This window comes from Ideonella alba (assembly GCF_018069845.1).
In the GTDB taxonomy this organism is placed as follows: domain Bacteria; phylum Pseudomonadota; class Gammaproteobacteria; order Burkholderiales; family Burkholderiaceae_C; genus Ideonella; species Ideonella alba.
The window spans coordinates 153,228-173,168 of record NZ_JAGQDD010000008.1 but is presented as its reverse complement, the minus strand read 5'-3'; the positions used below and the strand labels follow the sequence as shown (position 1 = coordinate 173,168).

General features: G+C 71.1%; 16 protein-coding genes. 3 read left to right on the top strand and 13 right to left on the bottom strand.

The features are described from left to right. Complete coding sequence (locus KAK03_RS13050) at window positions 1–1,251, bottom strand: nitronate monooxygenase (RefSeq protein WP_210854390.1); 1,251 nt, start codon at window positions 1,249–1,251, stop codon at window positions 1–3. A 109-nt stretch (window positions 1,252–1,360) separates the two neighbouring features. Between KAK03_RS13050 and KAK03_RS13045 the strand changes: the two genes are divergently transcribed. After that, window positions 1,361–1,576, top strand: coding sequence for a SlyX family protein (locus tag KAK03_RS13045; protein ID WP_210854389.1), 216 nt, complete (start codon window positions 1,361–1,363; stop codon window positions 1,574–1,576). A gap of 68 nt (window positions 1,577–1,644) precedes the next feature. Here KAK03_RS13045 and KAK03_RS24980 read toward each other — a convergent pair whose 3' ends face one another. From KAK03_RS24980 to KAK03_RS13020, 5 genes are all read right to left on the bottom strand, one after another. Then, window positions 1,645–3,366, bottom strand: a complete 1,722-nt coding sequence (locus KAK03_RS24980; RefSeq protein ID WP_210854388.1) for an ATP-binding protein — start codon at window positions 3,364–3,366, stop codon at window positions 1,645–1,647. 137 nt (window positions 3,367–3,503) lie between these two features. Continuing rightward, window positions 3,504–5,483, bottom strand: a complete 1,980-nt coding sequence (locus tag KAK03_RS13035) for a peptidase U32 family protein (protein WP_210854387.1) — start codon at window positions 5,481–5,483, stop codon at window positions 3,504–3,506. 44 nt (window positions 5,484–5,527) lie between these two features. Beyond that, a complete protein-coding gene (gene thrH, locus KAK03_RS13030; RefSeq protein ID WP_210854386.1) occupies window positions 5,528–6,148 on the bottom strand; it encodes a bifunctional phosphoserine phosphatase/homoserine phosphotransferase ThrH in 621 nt (206 codons plus the stop codon). Window positions 6,149–6,234: 86 nt separating this feature from the next. After that, complete coding sequence (locus tag KAK03_RS13025; RefSeq protein ID WP_210854385.1) at window positions 6,235–8,448, bottom strand: molybdopterin-dependent oxidoreductase; 2,214 nt, start codon at window positions 8,446–8,448, stop codon at window positions 6,235–6,237. Window positions 8,449–8,540: 92 nt separating this feature from the next. Further along, the gene (locus tag KAK03_RS13020; RefSeq protein ID WP_210854384.1) at window positions 8,541–9,029 is read right to left on the bottom strand and encodes a thioesterase family protein; all 489 of its coding nucleotides are present in this window, start codon (window positions 9,027–9,029) and stop codon (window positions 8,541–8,543) included. Window positions 9,030–9,067: 38 nt separating this feature from the next. Here KAK03_RS13020 and KAK03_RS13015 point away from each other — a divergent pair, with 38 nt between their 5' ends. Continuing rightward, window positions 9,068–9,817, top strand: a complete 750-nt coding sequence (locus KAK03_RS13015) for an acetyltransferase domain-containing protein (protein WP_210854383.1) — start codon at window positions 9,068–9,070, stop codon at window positions 9,815–9,817. 6 nt (window positions 9,818–9,823) lie between these two features. Here KAK03_RS13015 and KAK03_RS13010 read toward each other — a convergent pair whose 3' ends face one another. From KAK03_RS13010 to KAK03_RS13000, 3 genes are read right to left on the bottom strand one after another with little or no spacing between them, the layout of a single operon-like run. Further along, window positions 9,824–10,558 carry a site-2 protease family protein gene (locus KAK03_RS13010; protein ID WP_210854382.1) on the bottom strand — a complete coding sequence of 245 codons (735 nt, stop codon included), beginning with the start codon at window positions 10,556–10,558 and terminating at the stop codon, window positions 9,824–9,826. Window positions 10,559–10,566: 8 nt separating this feature from the next. Continuing rightward, on the bottom strand, window positions 10,567–11,478 hold the full coding sequence (locus KAK03_RS13005; RefSeq protein ID WP_247661132.1) for a DUF2167 domain-containing protein: 912 nt from the start codon (window positions 11,476–11,478) through the stop codon (window positions 10,567–10,569). A 58-nt stretch (window positions 11,479–11,536) separates the two neighbouring features. Beyond that, a complete protein-coding gene (locus tag KAK03_RS13000; protein WP_210854380.1) occupies window positions 11,537–12,130 on the bottom strand; it encodes a hypothetical protein in 594 nt (197 codons plus the stop codon). An 83-nt stretch (window positions 12,131–12,213) separates the two neighbouring features. Between KAK03_RS13000 and rlmB the strand changes: the two genes are divergently transcribed. Then, a complete protein-coding gene (gene rlmB / locus KAK03_RS12995) occupies window positions 12,214–12,963 on the top strand; it encodes a 23S rRNA (guanosine(2251)-2'-O)-methyltransferase RlmB (RefSeq protein WP_210854379.1) in 750 nt (249 codons plus the stop codon). A gap of 10 nt (window positions 12,964–12,973) precedes the next feature. Here the strand turns inward: rlmB and KAK03_RS12990 are convergent, their stop codons facing one another. From KAK03_RS12990 to nosR, 4 genes are read right to left on the bottom strand one after another with little or no spacing between them, the layout of a single operon-like run. Beyond that, window positions 12,974–13,813, bottom strand: coding sequence for an HDOD domain-containing protein (locus tag KAK03_RS12990; protein WP_210854378.1), 840 nt, complete (start codon window positions 13,811–13,813; stop codon window positions 12,974–12,976). Window positions 13,814–13,838: 25 nt separating this feature from the next. Further along, window positions 13,839–16,376, bottom strand: a complete 2,538-nt coding sequence (locus KAK03_RS12985) for an EAL domain-containing protein (protein ID WP_210854377.1) — start codon at window positions 16,374–16,376, stop codon at window positions 13,839–13,841. A gap of 4 nt (window positions 16,377–16,380) precedes the next feature. Continuing rightward, complete coding sequence (locus KAK03_RS12980) at window positions 16,381–18,513, bottom strand: PAS domain-containing sensor histidine kinase (RefSeq protein WP_210854376.1); 2,133 nt, start codon at window positions 18,511–18,513, stop codon at window positions 16,381–16,383. Next, the gene (nosR, locus tag KAK03_RS12975; protein WP_210854375.1) at window positions 18,513–19,877 is read right to left on the bottom strand and encodes a response regulator c-di-GMP phosphodiesterase, NosR family; all 1,365 of its coding nucleotides are present in this window, start codon (window positions 19,875–19,877) and stop codon (window positions 18,513–18,515) included. Before nosR ends, KAK03_RS12980 begins: the two co-directional genes overlap by 1 nt. Between the last annotated feature and the right edge of the window lie 64 nt (window positions 19,878–19,941).

The window sequence follows — 19,941 nt, the reverse complement described above, 5'->3', positions numbered from 1 at the left end:
TCAGGCCGGCTCGGGCAGCGCGATGCTGTCGTCGGTGCTGAACTGGTAGTCGCGGAAGACGTGGGCGGCGCTGAGCAGCTGGTAGCTGCCGTCGGGCGCACGGTGGGTGGTGTCCTTCAGGCGCCAGGTGAGCTGGCCGCAGGTCCAGATCTCGAAGTTGCGCATGTGGGTGCACAGGCAGGTCTTGTCGGTCACCGAGATGCGCTTGGCATCGGGGTGGGCTTCGATCTCGCGGTTCCAGGCCTCGATGTAGGCGCACTTGCCGCTGGCATCGAGCAGGTAGCCGTAGGCCTCGCAGTTCGGGCGGATGCCGTCGCCAATGCCGGGGCTGGACTTGATCATGCGCATCGGGTAGCCGGTGGGCGAGATCTGGTTGACCTCGATGTCGTCCTCGCCGGCCTTGAAGTACTCCTGCTTGACCTCGTCGGGCAGGCCGCATTCCCGGGTCACGGTGAAGCGCGTGGCCACCTGCACGCCGGCGCCACCCATCTCCAGGAAGCGCACGGCGTCGGAGCCGGTGAAGATGCCGCCAGCGGGCAGCACCGGGATGTCCAGGTGCTCGTCCTTCAGGTACTTCAGCACCTCGCCGACGATGGTGGCCAGGTCATGTTCGGCCCAGTCCATGCCGAAGCCCAGGTGGCCGCCGGCCAGCGGACCTTCGACCACGATGTAGTCGGGCAGGCGGTTCAGGCGGGCGTTCTTCTTGAGGAACAGCTGCAGCGCGCGCACCGACGAGACGATGATGCCCAGCTTGGCATCGCGAAAGCGCGGATGGTCCTCGATCAGCGCGAAGGAGCCCAGGTGCAGGCCGGCCGCCAGCGTGATGCCGTCGATGCCGGCGTCCAGCGCGGTGCTCATGCGCACCTTCAGGGTTTCCTTCGGGGCGTTCATCGTCAGCTTTTCCATGCAGTTGATGAACACCATGCCGGGCCCGGTCTTGCGGGCCATCGTCGATTCCACGTGCAGCCGCGTGGCCTCGGCCAGGTGGTCGAGGTTGAACTTGACGTCGGACTTGTCGCGGTTCTCGGCGTTGTACTTGTACTGGGCCATCTTGGCCTTGACGTACTTGGTCTGGTAGCGCCGGTCCGACACGGTCTTGATCATCGCGTCGGAGATGTGGCCCACGCCGCCCAGGCGGGCCGCTTCGAGGGCCAGATCGGAGGTGGAGATGTCGACACCCATGCCGCCGATCATGATCGGCACCAGTTCGTGGCGGCCCAGGCGCAGGCGGAAATCGTCCAGTCTCTTCATGCGGTTCTCGTGTTCGGGGGAGCGTCCCCGGCGGCGTACGGCGGGAAAGCGCGTATGTTAAGTGCTGGGCCATCCTTGACGGCGTCGTGGGATCTGATAATCCCCGGCCATGAGCGATTCCCCTGACGCGGATCAGCGCCTGACGGCGCTGGAGATCAAGATCAGCTACCTGGAGGATCTGGCCGACACCCTGAACAGCCTGGTGGCGCGCCAGCAGCAGCAGATCGAATGGCTGGCCCGCGAGCTGCTGCAGCTGCGCCGCCAGGGCGCCGAGCCCGGCACGCCCGGCGGCGGCCTGCTTGACGAGCGCCCGCCGCACTACTGAGCGGCTCGCCGGCGAGCCCACCCACGGGACGATCCGGCGGTCGCCGGGCCGTCGTTCGGATGACCAGGTCAGTGGGCCGGTGCCGGCCCGACCGACAGCCAGGGGGTGACGCGGCTGAGCAGTTCGTCCATGCCGAAGGGCTTGGCGAGGTGGTCGTCCATGCCGGCATGCTGCGAGAGCCGTTCGTGTTCGGCCACCGCATTGGCGCTGATGCCGATGATCGGCACCCGCGGCGTGCCCAGGCGCTGCTCCCGCTCGCGCCAGCGGCGGGTGGCCTCGTAGCCATCGAGCGCGGGCATCTGGCCGTCCATCAGCACCAGGCCGATGCCGCCCTTGTGCAGCAGGTCCAGCGCCTGCAGACCGTCTTCGGCCTCCAGCACCGACAGGCCGCTGCGCGACAGCATCTCGACCGCGACCAGGCGGTTCTGCGCGTCGTCGTCGACCACCAGCACGGTGCCCTGCAGCGGCCGCTTGGCGTCCATGTCGGCAGGTTGATGCGGGCTGGGGCTGGCCTGGGTGGCGACCAGCGGCAGGCACACGGTGAAGCGGCTGCCGCGCCCCAGCACGCTGTCGACCAGGATGTCGCCGCCCATCTGGCGGGCCAGGCGCTGGGCGATCGTCAGCCCCAGGCCGGCCCCGGTGGCGGCGCGCTGCGGGCCATGGTCGACCTGGAAGAAGGGCTCGAAGACCATGGCCGCGTCCGAGGTGGACAGACCCTGGCCGCTGTCGGCCACCTCGATCAGCAGCCCCCGATCGGCCGACCAGTCCAGCGCCAGCAGCACCTGGCCGCGGTCGGTGAAACGCACGGCGTTCGAGAGCAGCGCATCGACCAGTTGGTTCAGCCGCGCACGGTCGGCCAGCACCGCTGCCGGCAGCGCGGCCGACAGCGTCAGGTCCAGCCGCAGGCCCTTGGCCTCGGCGGCCGGGCGGTGCCCTTGCAGCATCGACGGCGCCCAGTCGCCCAGGCTCAGCGGCGCCGGTGCCATCCGTGCCGGCGCGGTGTCCAGGGCGCTGTATTCCAGCACCTCCGAGAGCGAATGCATCAAGCCGGCGCTGGAGTGCCGGGCGGCCTCGAGGATGCGGGACTGGCGGGCGGTCAGCGGTTCGCGGGCCAGCAGGTCCAGCGCGCCGATCGTGCCGCTCATCGGCCGCCGGATCTCATGGGTCATGGTCTCGAGAAAGCGCGCGCGCGCGGCGGCATCGCGTTCGAGCTGGCGGTTGGCTGCGCCCAGCTGCTCGTTGACGGCCGCGGTTTCCAGGCTCTGGCGCAGCGCCATCAGCGTGGTTTGGCGGAAGTGCGACGCGCCGCGCATCAGCGCCACGAAGAAGGCGCTGGTGCCCAAGGCGATCTCGGGCCACTGTTCCGGCTGCGACCACAGCGTCACAGCGATCAGCGAGCCGGCCGTTGGCAGCACGATCCATTCGAAGGAGCGGCCGATCAGCGACATGTAGAACGAGGCCACGCACAGCGCGCCCAGCAGGATCGTCACATGCAGCATGGCCTGTGGCGGCGACAGGTGCGGCATCAGCCAGACCGTGGCGACCGACCACATCAGGCCGCTGAGCGCCGCATTCGCCTGCACCTGCCGCTCGGCCCGGTGCAGCGAGGCGGCCTCCTCGGGTGGCTGGCGGTCCAGATGGCGCATGAACCACAGACGCCACAGGCCGCTGCCCAGCGCCATGCCGGCCACGGGCAGCAGCGGCCAGATCGGGTCGAGTGACCAGGCCGGGGCCAGCAGCACGGCCACGGCCAGCCACAGCATCGGCACGCTGGCGCGTGCACCGGACACGGAAAAACGCAGGGCTCCTCGGCGCAGTGCGAGGTCGATCTCAGACGGGGTCAACGGGGCAGGCAGGCAAAGTCATCAGCTGCGCTCATTGTCCGAGCGCATGGGTGGCGTTTGCCATCCCCAGAACGCCGCGCCACTCAGGGGCGCTGGCGGTAGAAACGCACAGGTGTGCCGTCGTCCTGCCGCATCTGCCTGGCCTTGTTCACGACCGAGCGCTGCATCCGGCCCACCACATGCATCTCGCAGGGCTTGCAGTCGAAGCGCAGGCTCAGGATCTCGTCGCCGTGCTGGATGGTCAGCGGCTCGGCGCGCACCGTGCCCTGCACGCCGGTCACGCCCTTGGCCTGCTTGGGGCACAGGCTCAGCGAGAAACGCACGCAGTGCTTGGTGATCATCAGGCTGGCGTCGCCCAGTTCCTGGTGGCTCTCGTACGCGGCGCCCACCACCTGCACGCCATGGCGCACATAGAAGTCATGGGCCTTGTGGTTGTAGACATTGGCCAGGTAGCTCAGCGTGTCCTCGGGGTAAGGCACCGGCGGCTGCTGTTCGGCGCGGCGCTGCGGGCGCCGGGCCCGACGGGCCTGCTCGCGCACGGCCTCGAGCGCGGCCACTGCGTCCCGGCGCAGTGCATTGAGCGCCGCGGCAGGCAGGAACCAGGGCTGGCTCAGTGTCAGGCGCACCGAGCGGGCCTCGAAGATCGTGGCGCCCAGTTTGCCCAGGCCCTCGCGCAGCGCGGCCTCGGCCCGCTGCGTCTGTTCTGCGGGCTGGTGCGTGTGCGCCAACGTGGCGCGCGCCGCATGGCCATCGGCATCGACCACGTCCAGTGCGAAACCCTCGGGGGTGTCGGACAGGCGCAGGTCCAGCGCGATCCGGCGCTCGGCGCTCTTCTTGCGCAGCACGCGGTCCCAGGCCATGTCGCGGTTGCGGCTGAGCACGGTGTCGCGGCGCAGGTCCTTCAGCGTGGCGATCGGCTCCTTGGGCACCAGCTTCCAGCGCCCGGCGGCGGCATCGATCGCCTCGACGGTGTTGACCTGCACCCCGGCGAGTTCACCCTGCAGGTCGAACCAGGTGATCGAGTCGCCGTTGTTCGGCTCGCCGACACCGGCGTCAAGCTGCACCTCCAGGTGGTCCTTCGCCACCTTCAGCACATGGCCCAGGGGCATGCCGGCGTGCTTGGGGGTGTCGAAGGCACCGATGTCGATCTGGCGGCCGTTGACGAAGTAATCGGTAGCGCCGCGGTTGAAGTTGCGCTGCGGGTCAGGGTTGAAGCTGAAGGTGGTGCGGCCCGACGACGCGGCGCGCAGCGACGGCCGCAGGGCCAGCTCGTCGTCGAGCAGGCGGCGGTAATGGGCGGTGATGTTCTTCACGTAGCCCATGTCCTTGTAGCGGCCCTCGATCTTGAAGCTGCGCACGCCGGCGTCGATCAGCGCGCCCAGGTTGGCCGACTGGTTGTTGTCCTTCATCGACAGCACATGCTTCTCGTGCGCGACGATGCGCCCGGCGGTGTCGGTGACGGTCCAGGGCAGGCGGCAGGCCTGCGAGCAGTCGCCGCGGTTGGCGCTGCGGCCGGTCTGCGCATGGCTGACATAGCACTGGCCGCTGTAGGCCACGCACAGCGCGCCGTGGACGAAGAACTCGATCACGGTGTCGGGCAGGGCCTGGGCGATCTCCTGGATCTGCGGCAATGTCAGCTCACGCGCCAGCACCAGCTGCGAGAAGCCGCTGGCCGCCAGGAAGCGGGCCTTGTCCAGCGTGCGGATGTCGCACTGGGTGGAGGCATGGATCTCGATGGGCGGCAGGTCCAGCTCCATCAGGCCCATGTCCTGCACGATCAGCGCATCGACGCCGGCCTCGTAGACCTCGCGCACCATGCGGGCGGCAGGCGCCAGTTCGTCGTCGCGCAGGATGGTGTTGAGGGTGACGAAGATCTTCGCGCCGAAGCGATGCGCGTGGCGCACCAGGCGCTCGATCTCGGTCACCGGATTGCCGGCCGCCGCCCGCGCGCCGAAGCCGGGGCCGCCGATGTAGACCGCGTCCGCGCCATGGTTGACCGCCTCGATGCCGATCTCGGCATCGCGGGCGGGGGCCAGCAGTTCCAGCGTGTCAGGGCGGCTCATGGCGCGCATGGTACCGGCGTGGCCGGTGCCGCGCCGCTGTGGGGTCAGGCCGCCGCGAGCAGGCGCCGGGAGGCCGCGCGGAAGTTGGCCAGCAGTTGCGCGTAGTCGTGGTTCACCGGGAACTGCGGGAACTGCTCGACGATGGACGCCGGCGGATGGATGAAGAAGCCGGCGTGGGCGGCGCCCAGCATGCCGGTGTCGTTGTAGCTGTCGCCGGCGGCCATGACCTGGAAGTTCAGGCCCTTGAGCGCGTTCACCGCATGGCGTTTCTGGTCGGGCTGGCGCAGACGGTAGTCACGCACGAAGCCCTGCTCGTCGATCACCAGCTTGTGGCAGAACAGCGTGGGGCGGCCGAGCTGGCGCATCAGCGGGTCGGCGAACTCATAGAAAGTGTCCGACAGGATGATGACCTGGAACTCCTCGCGCAGCGTGTCGAGGAATGCCTTGGCGCCCTCCAATGGCTGCATGCCGCCAATGACCTCCTGGATGTCCTGCAGCTTCAGGCCATGCTGGGCCAGCAGGTCGATGCGAAAGCGCATCAACTTGTCATAGTCGGGCTCTTCGCGGGTGGTGCGCGAAAACTCGGGGATGCCGGTGCGCTGGGAAAACGCGATCCAGATCTCGGGCACCAGGACGCCTTCGAGGTCCAGGCAGACGACTTGCATGACATGACTCCGCAGTGAGGGGCAGTGGGCACCGGGCCCGCCGCGAAACGGCGCGCATGATACCCGTCGCCCCTGGCGTGGGGCTGTCAGGCGGGCGCCAGGGTCACCGGCACGCCGGCCAGCACGGCGTTGCCCGACAGCGGGTCGCGCAGGCGCTCGTCGAGCAGGTCATTGAGGCTGGCGCCCGGGCGTTCGGCCGCGACGCGCAACTGGGCGCCAGGCCGGTCGTGGCCCCAGCCGTGCGGCAGGCAGACCACGCCCCGGGGCAGATCGGTGCTGCAGGCCACCCGCACCCCCACCGCGCCGCCCGGGCCGGCCAGGCGCGCCGACGCGCCATCGGCCACGCCATGTGCCGCGGCATCGTCCGGATGGACCCACAGCGTGCTGCGGTCGGGGCCCTTGGCCAGCACCGGCAGGTTGTGCATCCAGCTGTTGTTGCTGCGCAGGTCGCGCCGGCCGATCACGACCAGCGGCGGGGCTGGGTCGGCCAGCCGCTCGGCGGCCTGCGCCAGGTCGGCCACGCAGGCGGCGGGTGCCAGGTCGATCAGGCCGTCGGGCGTGCGCAGCACCTCGGGCAGGCGCGGCTGCAACTCGCCCAGGTCGATGCCGGCGGGCGCGGCGGCCACCCGGTCCAGGCTCAGGCCCCCCGGGCGCTGGCCGAAGGCGTCGCCGTAGGGGCCGGCGCGCAGCGCCAGATCGAGCAGGCGCTCGGGGCCGCGGCGCGGCGACAGCGCGGCCATCAGTGCCTCCGCGTGCTGCGGGGCGCGGCGGCGCAGGTCCTCGGCGAGCAGCGCGTCATCCAGCGCGTCCAGGTCGGCGTCGCGGCCCTGGCCGCTGACCAGCGCCGCCAGGCGCAGCAGCAGGCGCCACTCCGGCGGGTGGGCGGCGTCGTCGGCGGGCAGCACGGCGGGGCTGTAGCGGGCGTGGTTGCGGTCGGACAGCTGCGGGAAGGCGACGTCGTAGTGGCCGTCCTCCAGCGGTGAGCGGCCGGGCAGGATGACGTCGGCGTGGCGGCTGGTCTCGTTGAGGTAGATGTCCAGGCTGACCATGAATTCCAGGCCGTCCAGGGCGTCGGCCAGGCGCGGGCCGCCCGGTGCCGACAGCACCGGGTTGGTTCCGGCGGTGATCAGGGCGCGCACCTGGCCAGGGCCGGGCGTGGCGATCTCTTCGGCCAGACAGGTCATCGGCAGCTCGCCGAAGACTTCAGGGGCGCCGCTGACCCGGCTGACGTGGCGGCCGGTGACGATGCCGCGGCCCTGGCCCGGACGGCCCTCGGTGTTGGCGGCGAAGGCGGCGGCACGGGGCCACATCGCGCCGCCAGGCTCGTCCAGGTGACCCGTGACGAGGTTGAGCGCATCGATCAGCCAGGCGCAGGTGGTGCCCCAGCGCTGGGTGTGCACGCCCAGGCGGCCATAGACGCAGGCGGCCTCGCTGCGCGCGATGTCGCGCGCCAGGGTGCGGATCGCCTCGGACGCCAGTCCGCAGCGCGCCGCCACGGTCTCCGGCGTGAAGGGCGCGACCGCCGCCTGCAGGCTGTCCAGTCCGCGGCTGAGTGCGCCGGCCCGGCCCGGTCGCGCCAGCCCCTCGGCAAACACCACGTTCAGCAGCGCGGCCAGCAGGAAGACGTCGGCGCCTGGACGGATGGCCAGGTGGGTGTCGGCGATCGCAGCGGTCTCGGTGCGGCGGGGGTCGATCACCACCAGCCGCCCGCCGCGCTCGCGCAGCGCGCGGGCCTTGCCGCGGAAATCGGGCACCGTCCACATGCTGCCATTGCTGGCCATCGGGTTGCCGCCCAGGATCACCAGCAGCCGGGTGCGGGCGATGTCGGGCACCGGCACGCTGAGCCAGTGGCCGTACATCCAGCCGCACTGCAGCTGGCGCGGCATCTGGTCGAGCGTGGACGCCGAGAACACATTGCGCGAGCCCAGCGCGCGCGCCAGTCGCGCGAAGTACAACAGCAGGCCCATCTTGTGCGCCGCCGGGTTGCCCACCGCCAGCGCCACCGCGTCACGGCCCTGCTCGGCGATGATCGGCAGCAGCCGGCGCTCGATCTCGGCGAAGGCCTCGTCCCAGGTGGCGGGCTCCAGGGTGGCGCCGCGACGGATCAGTGGCGTGCGCAGGCGGTCGGGGTCCTCGTGCAGGTCCTTCAGGGCCACCGCCTTGGGGCAGATGAAGCCGCGGCTGAAGACGTCGTCGTCGGCGCCGCGGATGCGCTGCACCCGGCCGTCGGCGACCTCGATCTCGAGGCCGCAGCAGGCCTCGCACAAGGGGCAGATGCGGCGGTGGACGGTGGCGCTCATGCGGGCTCCTGGGCAGCGAGGGCCGCATCCTCGCGCGGCGCGTCGGCGCGCGGTGTCGCCCGGGTGACGCGCCGGGGCCGGGCTTTCCCGGATCAGCTGACGATGTAGGCGGCGGCGCCGGTGGCGATCAGCGTGCCGTCCTGGTTGACCAGCCGCATCTGGGTGCTGGCCACCCGGCCGCCCAGACGCACCACCTCGGCCGAGGCGATGAAATGCTCGCCGATGCCGGGGCGCAGGTAATCCACCCGCAGGTCGATCGTGCCCAGGCGGCTGAAGCGGTGCATCACCACCTCGGCGGCCTCGTCACAGTATTTCTCGGTGATCCCCACCATCACGGCCACGCCGCCCATGGCGTCGAGCACCGCCGAAATGACGCCGCCATGCAGGCGACCGTACAGGTAGTGACCGATCAGGTCGGGCCGCATCTGGATGCGCGCCGAGGGCGCCGGGGGGGCCAGCGAGACCATGGTCATGCCCAGTGTCTGGTTGAAGGTGACCTTGTGCTCGAACAGGTCCCGCAGCGCGGTCTCCAGCAGGGCCTGTTCATCGGGCGATCGGCGGGTGGCGGCAACATGGGTCATGGGCGGATTGTGGCCCGAAGCTGCGCTATCGTCGGCGCATGCCCGGCGAACGCTTCGACCGCCTCGATGCCCTCAGGGGCCTGGCCATCGTCTGGATGGTGGGGTTCCACTTCGCCTACGACCTGAACCATTTCCGACTGCTGCAGCCGCCGCAGCAGTTCCTGGCGGATCCGTTCTGGACGCTGCAGCGCACTTCGATCGTCAGCCTGTTCCTGCTGTGCGCCGGGCTGGGCCAGGCGGTGGCGGTGCAGGCGGGGCAGTCGGCCGGCCGCTTCTGGCGCCGCTGGGCGCAGGTGGCGGCCTGCGCGCTGCTGGTGTCGGCCGGTTCGGCGCTGGTCTTTCCGCAGCGATGGATCAGCTTTGGCGTGCTGCACGGCATCGCGGTGATGCTGGTGCTGGTGCGCCTGGGGGTGGCGCCGCGACTGGGGGGCGACCTGGCAACCGCCCGCGCGCAGGCGTGGCTGTGGGGCCTGGGCGCGCTGGCACTGGTGGCGCCGAGGCTGTGGCAGCACCCGCTGTTCGACCAGCGCTGGGGCTGGGGTGTGGGCCTGGGCACGCACCTGCCGGCGACCGAGGACTATGTGCCCGTGCTGCCCTGGCTGGGCGTGCTGCTGTGGGGCCTGGCGATCGGCGGCTGGCTGCTGACCCACCGCCGCCATTGGCTGACCGGCGCCTTGCCCTCCGTGCTGCGGCCGCTGGCCTGGCTGGGTGCGCGGCCGCTGCGCATCTACATGCTGCACCAGCCGCTGCTGTTCGGCCTGCTGATGGCCTGGCAGGCGTTGCGCTGAGGCGGTTCAGCGCGGCACGCCGCGCTGCAGCGACTGCAGCATCTCGTGCAGGTCGTGGGTCATCACGGCCAGGAAGCCCAGCAGCGCCAGGTAGTACAGGCCGTACTCGATCTTCGTGCCCAGCGGCACGGCGTAGTAGGTGGCGGCTTCGGGGAGATCGCGCCGCCAGCGCAGCGCGCGCCAGACCTGCGGCGCCGCCAGCACCGCCATGATCAGCAGCATCGGGCTGGGCCGCCACCAGAACAGCGCCAGCAGCACCGGGACGCCCAGCAGCCAGATGCGCGGCGACAGCACCGCGGTGATGCGGCCGCCATCGAAGGGCGACAGCGGGATCAGGTTGAACAGGTTCAGGAAGAAGCCGGCATAGGCCACCGCCAGCAGCCAGGGCAGGTCGCCCTCGCCGCGGGCCAGCAGGTAGCACAGCACCGCGCCCACCGTGCCCAGCAGTGGCCCGCCCAAACCGACGAAGGCCTCCGTTTCGGCGTTGTGCGGGCGGTCCTTCAGTTCGACCCAGGCGCCGACGAAGGGGATGAAGGTGGGCCAGCCGACGTCCAGGCCCCGGTGCCGCGCCGCCAGCAGGTGGCCCAGTTCGTGCACGAACAGCAGGACGACGAAGCCGGCGGCATAGCGCCAGCCGTACACCATGGCGTAGACCGCCAGCGACAGCAGCATCGAGCCGCCACTGACCAGCAGCTTGCCCAGCTTGGCGCCGGACAGCAGGAGCAGCAGCAGCTTGATCATGGTCGCACTCAGGCGGCGGGCGGCTCGGCGTCGCGCGCAGGTTTGCGCTTGAAGACGCGTGTCGCCAGGGCACCCAGACCGGCCAGCGCCAGGAAGCCCAGCTTGGCGAACTTGGCCAGGAAGGCCCCCACCACGGCCAGCAGGCCCAGCTTCTTGGCACCTGCCCCCAACACCAGGGCCGCCAGACCGTACTCGGCGACCTTGTCGGTGCTGGCGTCGAAGTCGGCGTAGCGCTTGCCCTCGTCGAAGGCCAGTGCTGCCAGCAGCGCCTGGCCGTCGGCCTGGTACTTCGGCAGGTCCTTCAGCCCGGTCACCAGGTTCATGCTGAAGTAACCCTCGCGGCCCAGCAGGTAGGTGTTGTAGTTGACGCCCAGGTCGTCCTCGCCGGTCTGACCCTTCTCGCGCGACTTCATCGCCCACACCAGGCGGTGCGTGCCGGCGTCATAGGCCGGCGGCTGGGCCCAGCCGAGGATCTCCAGTGCCGGCGCGCCCAGCTTCAGGCGCTCCTCGTTGCTGGCCTCGGTGCCTTCGGTGAAGCTCTGCAGCAACTCGTCGGCCTTCCAGTCGCGGGCGTCGTCGTCGCGGATGTAGCCGGCCGACTCGAAGCGCACGGTCATGAACCAGTCGCCGCCATCGGCCGGGAACACCAGGCCTTGCAGGCGCGGGTCCTCGCCCGGGTTGCCCATGGCCTGCAGCAGGCGCGTGGCGTGCGGCTGGGGAATGAACAGGCGGCCGGCGGGCAGCGCCAGGTGGGCCTGGCCGGACAGCGCCACGCTGGCCGGGCCGGCCTGGGCGGCGGCCCGTGCGGCCTCCCAGGTCTGTCGGGCGCGCGTCTGGGCGTCGTCGGCGGGCTGGGCGAAGGCCGCCCAGGACAGCATCAGCAGCAGGCTGGCGGCCAGCAGATGGCGCAGGGTGCGCATGGTGATCATTCCTCCCCGTGGTGACTGGGGGGATTGTCCCCGGACAGCGGCCCGCCGCTCATCCCTCCAGTGCGGGACGGGCGAACAGGGCCTGCGCGGTGCGGCCCACCTGGCGGGTGTCCCAGGCCGCCCAGGCGGCCATGCCGGCGGCGCCGGCCAGCGGCAGCCAGCGTGCCAGGCTGCGCCCGGCCACCCGCCTGGCAATGGATGCGCCCACCTTGGCGGCTGCCATGCGCAGCAGCTGCGCCTGGGCCACCTGCACCAGGCCGCGCTCGCCGGTCTGCACCAGCAGCTGGCGCACGACGCGGGCGCCGGTGTGGTCGAACAGGCAGTACAGCAGCTGTTCGGGCGAGGGGGGCGGCTGGCCATGCACCGCGGCGATGTCGGCCACCAGCGCGCTCTGCAGCCGCCACACGGTGGCCAGCTCGGGCAGCACCGTCAGCCAGCCGATCGGCCCCAGCGGCAGGGCCAGTGCGCCCGCGGCCAGACCCGCCTTGCCGGCGGCGCTGCGGATCAGGGCGTCGCTGGCGGCCGCCGGGTCGGCGCGGCGGCGCAGCCGCGAGCGGGGTGGCTGACCGATCACGCCCAGCACGGCGCCCCCCAGGGCGTCGGCGGGCTCGGCATCGGGGGCAGGGCGTGTGGTTCGACTCATGCCGCGATGATGGGGGCAGCGGGCCGGGTTTCCAGGGCGGCCCACCCTGTTAACCTGTCGGCTTTGCCGCTTCGGCCACCGACATGTCCAGCAAGACCCTCTACGGCTTCCATGCCGTGACGGTGCGCCTGAAGACCGCACCCGAATCGATCGACGAGATCCACCTCGACGCCACCCGCCGTGACGCGCGCATGCGCAGCTTCGCCGAGCGCGCCCGCGAGGCCGGGGTGCGGGTGCTGGAGAGCAACGACGAGCAGCTCAGCCGCCTGGCCGCCTCGCCGCGCCACCAGGGCGTGGTGGCGCGGGTGCAGCCGCTCAAGCCGCGCCATTCGCTGGACGAGGTGATGGAGGACGTCGAGGCCGCCGGCATCGCGCCACTGCTGCTGGCCCTGGACGGCGTGACCGACCCGCACAACCTGGGCGCCTGCCTGCGCGTGGCCGACGGCGCCGGCGCCCACGCGGTGATCGCGCCCAAGGACCATGCGGTGGGCCTGAACGCCACGGTGGCCAAGGTGGCCTCGGGGGCCGCCGAGACCGTGCCTTACCTGATGGTCACCAACTTGGCGCGCAGCCTGACCGAGATGAAGGAGCGCGGCCTGCGCATCATCGGCACCAGCGACGATGCCGAGCGCACGATCTACGACCTGGACCTGAGCGGCCCGGTGGCCCTGGTGCTGGGCGCCGAGGGCAAGGGCCTGCGGCAGATCACCCGCAAGACCTGCGACGAGCTGGTCAGCATTCCGATGGCCGGCGCGGTCGAGAGCCTGAACGTCTCGGTGGCGGCCGGGGTCTGCCTGTACGAGGTGCTGCGCCAGCGTCGCGCGCGCCCCTGAGCGCGGCCGCTCAGGCCTGGCCGATCGCCGCCAGGCTGGTCGACAGGCGCAGCAGCATCTCGCTGCGCTCCTCGGGCACGAAGCGCAGCGCCTGCCAGGTGGCTTCCGGCACCATGGCCAGCGCCTGCTCGGCGCTCCAGCCGCGCTCCAGGGGCCCGAGCAACTGGTGGATTTGCGACAGCAGTGCGGCCAGACCCGGCGCCTGGGTGCCCTCGGGCCAGCCGCGGTGGTGATCGGCGATGGCCTCGACGATGGCCGGCGGGAAGTTCCAGCGCCGCGCCACGGCCGAGCCCACCTCGACATGGTCGGTGCCCAGCAGCTGCCGTTCCACCGCGCGGGCGGACTCGCCCTCGGCCACCCGGCGTTCGACGTCGGCCACGATCTCGGGCACCAGCACCACCAGCATCAGCTCGCCGATGTCGTGCAGCAGGCCGGCCAGGAAAGCCTCGCTGGGGTCCAGGTCCAGCCGGGCGCTGAGGGTCGAGGCCGTCATCGCCACGTTCATCGCATGGCGCCAGAAGCCGTTGAGGTCGAAGCCCGGGCACTGTTCGGGACGGATGGCCTGCTGCAGCGTGACCGCCGTCAGCAGGTTGTTCACGGTGCGCAGACCCAGCAGGGTGACCGCGCCGCTGACCGAGCCGATGCGGCCGGGCCGGCCATAGAACGGCGAGTTGGCCAGGCGCAGGCAGCGTGCGGCCAGCGACGGGTCGCGCTCGATCAGCGCGATGCAGCGCTCCATCGTCAGCCCGCCCTGGCGCAGCGCCTGCAGCACCTCGGCCAGCGCCGCGGGCAGCGGTGGCAGGTCCGCCAGGCGGCGGCTCAGGTCGGGCAGCTCCAGCGTGGCGCTCACGGGGCCCTCCGGCGATCGGCGTGCTTCATGCGGCTTCCGTGCAGCAGGGCAGCAGGACCAGCAGGTCGCCGCGGTTGAACTCGGCGCCATCGATGTGGCGCAGCCAGCCGCGCCACTGCTGGTCGCCCAGGGTGATCACGCCCTGGGGCTGGCCACCGCGCAGCTGCGCCAGCACCGAGGCCAGCTCGGGCGCCGGGGGCAGGCCCAGCGATCCCAGCGCCTGCGGGAACAGTTCGCTGGCACGCTCGTTCAGGTAGGCCAGCGTGCCCTCGGGGTCGATGCCCAGCACGGCTGCGGGCATCAGCTCCAGCAGGTCGCGCACGCCGCCGGCGCCGGCTTCCACCAGCTCGGCCTGCTCGCGCTGCTGGGCCAGCAGCGAGGACATGCGCCGGTTCAGGCTGGCCTGCTCGATGCTGGCACGCGCCAGGGCCTGGGTGAGCCGGCGGTTCTCGTCGGCCAGCTCCTTCTGGCGGAAGGCCTGGGCGACATGCTCGCGCAGCCGGTCGTCGTCCCAGGGCTTGGTCAGGAACTTGAAGACCGCGCCCTCGTTGACGGCGTCGATGATGGTCTGCAGGTCGGTGAAGCCCGAAAGCGTCATGCGGATCGTGTCGGGCCACAGCTCCTTGGCGCGGCGCAGGAAATCCACGCCGACCATGCCGGGCATGCGCTGGTCCGAGACGATGACGTCCACCTCGGTGGTGGCCAGCAGCGCCAGCGCCTGCTCGCCGCTGGTGGCGGTCAGCAGCTTGTAGCCGTCGCGCCGGAACAGGCGGCGCAGCGAGGACAGGATGTTCTCCTCGTCATCGACCAGCAGCAGCGTGCGCGAGCGGGTGCGGGTGCCGGCCAGCTCGGCCGGCAACTGGCGGCGCGTGCGCAGCATCGTGGCCAGCGTGTCGGCGTCCACCGGGGGACTGAAAAAGTAGCCCTGGATGGCGTCGCAGCCGGCGCTGGCCAGCAGGCGCAGCTGTCCTTCGGTCTCGACCCCCTCGGCCAGCACGCGCACTTTCAGGCCGTGGGCCAGGTTGATGATCGAGCGCACCACCGAGGCCGCTTCGGCGGATGTGGTGACATCCTGGACGAAGCTGCGGTCGATCTTCAGCACGTCGATCGGCAGCTGCCGCAGGCGGCTGAGGCTGGAGAAGCCGGTGCCGAAATCGTCCAGCGAGATCTCCAGCCCGCTGGCCTGCAGCGCGCCCAGCGTGTCGGCCACGCGGTCACCGTCGTGCAACAGCGCGCTCTCGGTCAGCTCCAGACCCAGGTCGGCGGCCCGGGCGCCACTGAGGTCCATCGCGCTGCGGATGCTCTGGGCGACGTCGCCCACCTGGAACTGCACCGGCGACAGGTTGATCGCGATGCGTGTGGCCGGCACGCCAGCCTGGCGCCAGGCCACGGCCTGGCGGCAAGCCTCGCGCAGCACCCAGTCGCCGATCGCGGCCACCAGGCCGGAGCGCTCGGCCACCGGCAGGAACTCGCTGGGCGCGACGCTGCTGCCGTCGGCCCGGAACCAGCGCAGCAGTGCCTCGACGCCACAGATCTCGCCGCCTTGCAGGCTGACCTGGGGCTGGTAGTGCAGCCGGAACTCGCCGTGCTCCAGGGCGTGGCGCAGCTCGTTCTCCAGCGCCAGCGCACGCAGGTTGCGCTCGTCGGCGTCCTCGGTGTGGAAGGAAATGGGCGTGGTGGTGCCGGCATCGGCGCGCGCGGTCTGCGCGGCTTCCAGCACGCGTGGGCCGGCCGGGCCGTCATCGGGGTAGGCGGCCACACCGATGCGGCAGCGCGGGTGCACATCCACCCGGCCCAGCCGCACCGGCTGTTCAAGCGCATCGATCACGGCGCGGGCGCGGGCCTCGATGGTCTCGCGCGGCAGGCCCGTCGGATGACGGATCACCAGCGCGAACTCGCTGCTGCCCATCTGGGCGACGAACTCGTCGCGCGAGCGCAGCGCCCGCAGACGGGCGGCCAGCGCGCCGGCCAGGGCGTCGGCGGCGCCGAAGCCCATCGAGCTGGCCAGCTCGGCGATGCGCGGCACGTCGATCGACAGCACGCTGAAGCCGCGCTGGTCCCAGCTGCTGGCACTGACCGCGATGTCCAGCTTCTGCAGCAGCCAGGCGCGGTTGGGCAGACCGGTGGTCTCGTTGGCGTTGGACAGCGCGTGCAGGCGCTCCTCGGCCTCGCGCTGCGCGGTCACGTCGTGCAGCACCGCGAAGCCCGAGGGGCCGTCCGGCTCGCTGGCGGCACGGCGCAGCAGGCCGCGGTGCAGCACCTGCAGGCGCCGGCCGTCGGCCGTCAGCACGGTGTGCCGCAGGTCGAAGACCGTCCCGGGCTGGGCGTTGCGCCACAGGTGGGCCAGCAGCTTGCGCTCGGCCTCGGGCACCCAGGTCAGCGTGTCCAGAGGCTGGTCGGGTGCCTGGGCTGGCAGACCCAGCAGGGTCAGCAGGCCGGCCGAGGGCCGCACGCGCCAGTCGGGGCCGCTGACGACGAAGCTCCCCGCCTGGCACAGTGACTCGCACTGGCGCAGCATGTCCGCCAGGGGTTCGTCCAACAGGATGTCGGTGGCGGTGGTCATGGCCTCAGCTCCAGGCGGGGGGCTGGCTGCCGGGCGGCACCGACTCGGGACCGGCGATCGGCACCCACACCCTGAACGCGCTGCCCACGCCCGGTGTCGAGCGCACCTGGATCGCGCCGGCATGGCGCTGGACGATCGAGAAGGCCAGCGACAGGCCCAGACCCGTGCCCTTGCCGACCTCCTTGGTCGTGTAGAAGGGCTCGAAGATGCGTCGGCGCACCTCGTCCGACATGCCGCAGCCGGTGTCGTCCACCTGGATCCAGGCCCAGGCGTCCTGGGTGCCGCTGGACAGCGTGATCGTGCCGTGGCCGCTGATGGCGTGCGAGGCGTTGACGATCAGGTTCATGAAGACCTGGTTGAGCTGGCCTGCCAGGCAGCGCACCGCCGGCAACGAGCCCAGGGACTTGACCACGTCGGCCTTGTACTTGACCTCGTTGCGCACCACGTTCAGCGTGGATTCCAGGCCGGCGTTGAGGTCGGCCTCCTGCCATTCGGACTGGTCGACGCGGGAGAAATCCTTCAGGTCCTGGACGATCTTCTTGACCCGGCTCAGGCCATCGGCGCTCTCGTCGAGCAGCTGCGGCAGGTCCTCGCGCAGGTAGTCGATCTCGATCTCGTCACGCATCTGGCGCACCGGGTCGAGCAGCGGCTCGTTGGGCAGCTGGTCGATCGCGGCCTTGCCGGTGTCCACCAGCCGCAGGATGTCGTTGACGTACTGGCGCAGCGTGTTCAGGTTGGAGCTGACGAAGCCGATCGGGTTGTTGATCTCGTGGGCCACGCCCGCGGCGAGCTGGCCGATCGAGGCCATCTTCTCGGACTGCAGCAGCTGGTTCTGCGCTTCCTCGAGCTTGCGGTTGGTGTCGCGCACGCGCTCGAACTGCTCGCGCAGCTCGTCCTGGGCGGCGCGCACCTCGGTGCGGTCCTGCACCATCCACCAGGAGCCCCACTCGGGGTCCTTGGGGTCGGGCATGAAGGCGTTCATCTGCACCCAGATGCGCTCGCCGTCAACACGGCGCAGCCACTGCTCCTGGTGCGTGGGCCGGCCGGCCAGCAGCTCCGGCCCGGCCACAGCCAGGAAGGACTTGAACTCGGCCGGGCTGCCGAACAGCGACGGTGTGTCGCGGCCCACCGCGCTGCCCTCGGCCATGCCGAACATCTGCTCCATCGCCCGGTTGCAGCGCTCGATGCGGTGCGCACGCACGTAGCTGACACCGATCGGCGCGTTGTCGACGAAGGCCTCCAGCGCCTGCATGCTGGCTTCCAGCTCCTGCGAGCGTGCCTCCACCAGCAGCTCGAGCTGGTTGCGGTGGCACATCAGCTCTTCCTCGGCCTGCTTGCGGGTGGTGATGTCCTGCATCGACCCGACGGCGCCAATGATCTCGCCCTGGGCGTTGCGCAGCGGCGCCGCGGTGAAGAAGATCCAGCGCCCGGTCTCGCCCAGATCGCCGAAGAAGGCCTCGACCTCGCAGAAGCCCGGCACCAGCTTGGACGGCTGGGCGGCCTCGCCGTAACGCGCCATCAGCTCGGGGCCACTCAGGCCGTCCACCACCAGGTCGGCCATCAGGGGGCGCTCGGTGGGGTAGAAGGCCCGCCAAGTGTCGGTGCGGCCGATCATCTCATGGGCCGGCTTGCCGGTCAGGCTGGCGCAGGCGGCGTTCCAGTGGGTGACCCGGTGGTTCATGTCCAGCACGAAGGTGGCCAGCGGGGCGTGGTCGACGATCTGACGCAGCATGTCGCTGAGGCCGAACAGGCTGCTCTGCACATGGTGGATGTCGGAGTGGTCGATGCAGGTCAGCAGCACCGTCGGCTGGCCGCCCAGCACGACCAGGCGCTGGGTGATCTCGACCTGGCGCTCGCTGGCGTCGCGCGTCAGCAGGGTGCTGGCCAGCGCGGGGGTTTCCTGTCCGGCCAGGCTGGCCCGGGCGGCGGCCTGCAGTGCGGCGCGGTCGGTCTCGACCAGCAGCTGGGCGGCCGGCAGTGCGCGCAGTGCGTCCTCGTCCAGGCCACTCAGGCGCTGCAGCGCGGTGTTGGCAGCCAGCAAGGCGTCGCCGCGGTGCAGCGCGGCGGGCACCGGCAGGGCATCGATCAGGCTGCGCGCGAGCAACTCGTCGGCAAAGGGCAGGTGCAGGTCGCTCATCAGGAGGTGGCCACGGCGGGCAGGGCCGGGCGGACGAAGTGCGGGGTGCTGGACTCGGCACGGATGAACAGGCTCAGGCGCAGGCCCTCGCGCTGGGCGAACTCGTTGACCTGGCGGATCACCCGTGGCTCGAACACATAGCCGGCGGCCAGCAGGATGGCGCCCTTGGACGACAGCAGGTCACGCGCCAGCACCATGCCAGGCTGCAACTCGCGCACGTCGACCTTGCGGTCGGTGTTGATCTCGCGGGCCTGCTCGGCCAGGGCCTGTTCCAGCGCTTCCACCACCCGGGGGTCGTAGCGGGTGCCGGCGCTGCCGCGCAGGGACTGCATCGCGGCATCCGGGCCGTAGGCGTTTTCGGTCAGGCTGCCCGTGACCATGCCGTCGTAGTCGCTGGCCGCGGCGATGATGCGGGCGCCCAGGACGATCTCGTCGCCCACCACGCCGTCCGGAAAGCCCTTGCCGTCGTAGCGTTCGTGGTGCTGGCGCACCATGCGCGCCACGCCGTGCATCTTGGCCAGCGGCATCAGGGCGGCCTCGCCGTCCAGCGGGTGCTTGCGGTAGCGGGCCAGCTCTTCGGGGTTGTAGACCGACACCGGGCGGCGCAGCATGCCGTCGGGGAAGCCCATCTTGCCCAGGTCGTGCAGCAGCGCGGCGAGGTAGACGTCCTCACGGTCACGTTCGGACAGCCCCAGCTTGATGGCCACGCGGCGCGACAGGTCGGCCACCCGTCGGCCATGGCCGGCCATGCCGCCCTCGCGGGCCTCCATCAGGCCGGAGAAGAGGTTGACGGCCAGCTTGAAGTTCTCGTTGAGCTCCTCGTAGGCCTTCTCGAGCATGTCGTTGATCTGCTCGATCTCGGCGGTGCGGGCTTTGACCCGGGCCTCGAGGCTGGCGTTGAGCTGGCGCAGTTCCTCGTTGCGGCGGGCGTTCTCGGCCGACAGCTGGCGGTTGCGCCGCTCCAGGCCCTGGCGTTCCAGCGCCTGGCGCACGATCAGCAGGATGTCCTGGTCGTCCCAGGGCTTCTGGATGTATCGGTGCAGCTCGCCGCGGTTGATCGCCTGCACGGTGGACGAGATGTCGGCGTAGCCGGTCAGCAGGATGCGCACCGCTTCGGGGGCGGGCTCGCGCGAGGCCTCCAGGAACTGCGCGCCGTCCATGCCGGGCATGCGCATGTCCGAGATGATCAGGTCCACCGGCGCCTCGCGCAGCAGCGCCAGCGCCTCGGCCCCCGAGGTGGCCTGCTGCAGGCGGTAGCCATGCGGGCGCAGCAGCCGGCGCAGTGCGCTCAGCACCGAGGGCTCGTCGTCGACCAGCAGGATGCTGGCGGCGGGCAGGGTGGTGTCGTCGGTCGAGGTCGGCATGATCGCGATCTGGTGCGGCTCAACGCGGTCATCGACCGATCCGGCGACCACTTTAGGGCCACAA

Excerpts from the sequence above, each read along its gene's own strand:
- KAK03_RS13010 (WP_210854382.1), bottom strand. The coding sequence starts at position 10,558 with ATGATCAAGCTGCTGCTGCTCCTGCTGTCCGGCGCCAAGCTGGGCAAG.
- thrH (WP_210854386.1), bottom strand. The coding sequence starts at position 6,148 with ATGCAAGTCGTCTGCCTGGACCTCGAAGGCGTCCTGGTGCCCGAGATC.
- KAK03_RS13020 (WP_210854384.1), bottom strand. The coding sequence starts at position 9,029 with ATGACCCATGTTGCCGCCACCCGCCGATCGCCCGATGAACAGGCCCTG.
- rlmB (WP_210854379.1), top strand. The coding sequence starts at position 12,214 with ATGTCCAGCAAGACCCTCTACGGCTTCCATGCCGTGACGGTGCGCCTG.
- KAK03_RS13035 (WP_210854387.1), bottom strand. The coding sequence starts at position 5,483 with ATGAGCCGCCCTGACACGCTGGAACTGCTGGCCCCCGCCCGCGATGCC.
- nosR (WP_210854375.1), bottom strand. The coding sequence starts at position 19,877 with ATGCCGACCTCGACCGACGACACCACCCTGCCCGCCGCCAGCATCCTG.
- KAK03_RS13000 (WP_210854380.1), bottom strand. The coding sequence starts at position 12,130 with ATGAGTCGAACCACACGCCCTGCCCCCGATGCCGAGCCCGCCGACGCC.
- KAK03_RS13015 (WP_210854383.1), top strand. The coding sequence starts at position 9,068 with ATGCCCGGCGAACGCTTCGACCGCCTCGATGCCCTCAGGGGCCTGGCC.
- KAK03_RS13050 (WP_210854390.1), bottom strand. The coding sequence starts at position 1,251 with ATGAAGAGACTGGACGATTTCCGCCTGCGCCTGGGCCGCCACGAACTG.
- KAK03_RS13045 (WP_210854389.1), top strand. The coding sequence starts at position 1,361 with ATGAGCGATTCCCCTGACGCGGATCAGCGCCTGACGGCGCTGGAGATC.
- KAK03_RS13005 (WP_247661132.1), bottom strand. The coding sequence starts at position 11,478 with ATGCGCACCCTGCGCCATCTGCTGGCCGCCAGCCTGCTGCTGATGCTG.
- KAK03_RS12985 (WP_210854377.1), bottom strand. The coding sequence starts at position 16,376 with ATGACCACCGCCACCGACATCCTGTTGGACGAACCCCTGGCGGACATG.
- KAK03_RS13025 (WP_210854385.1), bottom strand. The coding sequence starts at position 8,448 with ATGAGCGCCACCGTCCACCGCCGCATCTGCCCCTTGTGCGAGGCCTGC.
- KAK03_RS12980 (WP_210854376.1), bottom strand. The coding sequence starts at position 18,513 with ATGAGCGACCTGCACCTGCCCTTTGCCGACGAGTTGCTCGCGCGCAGC.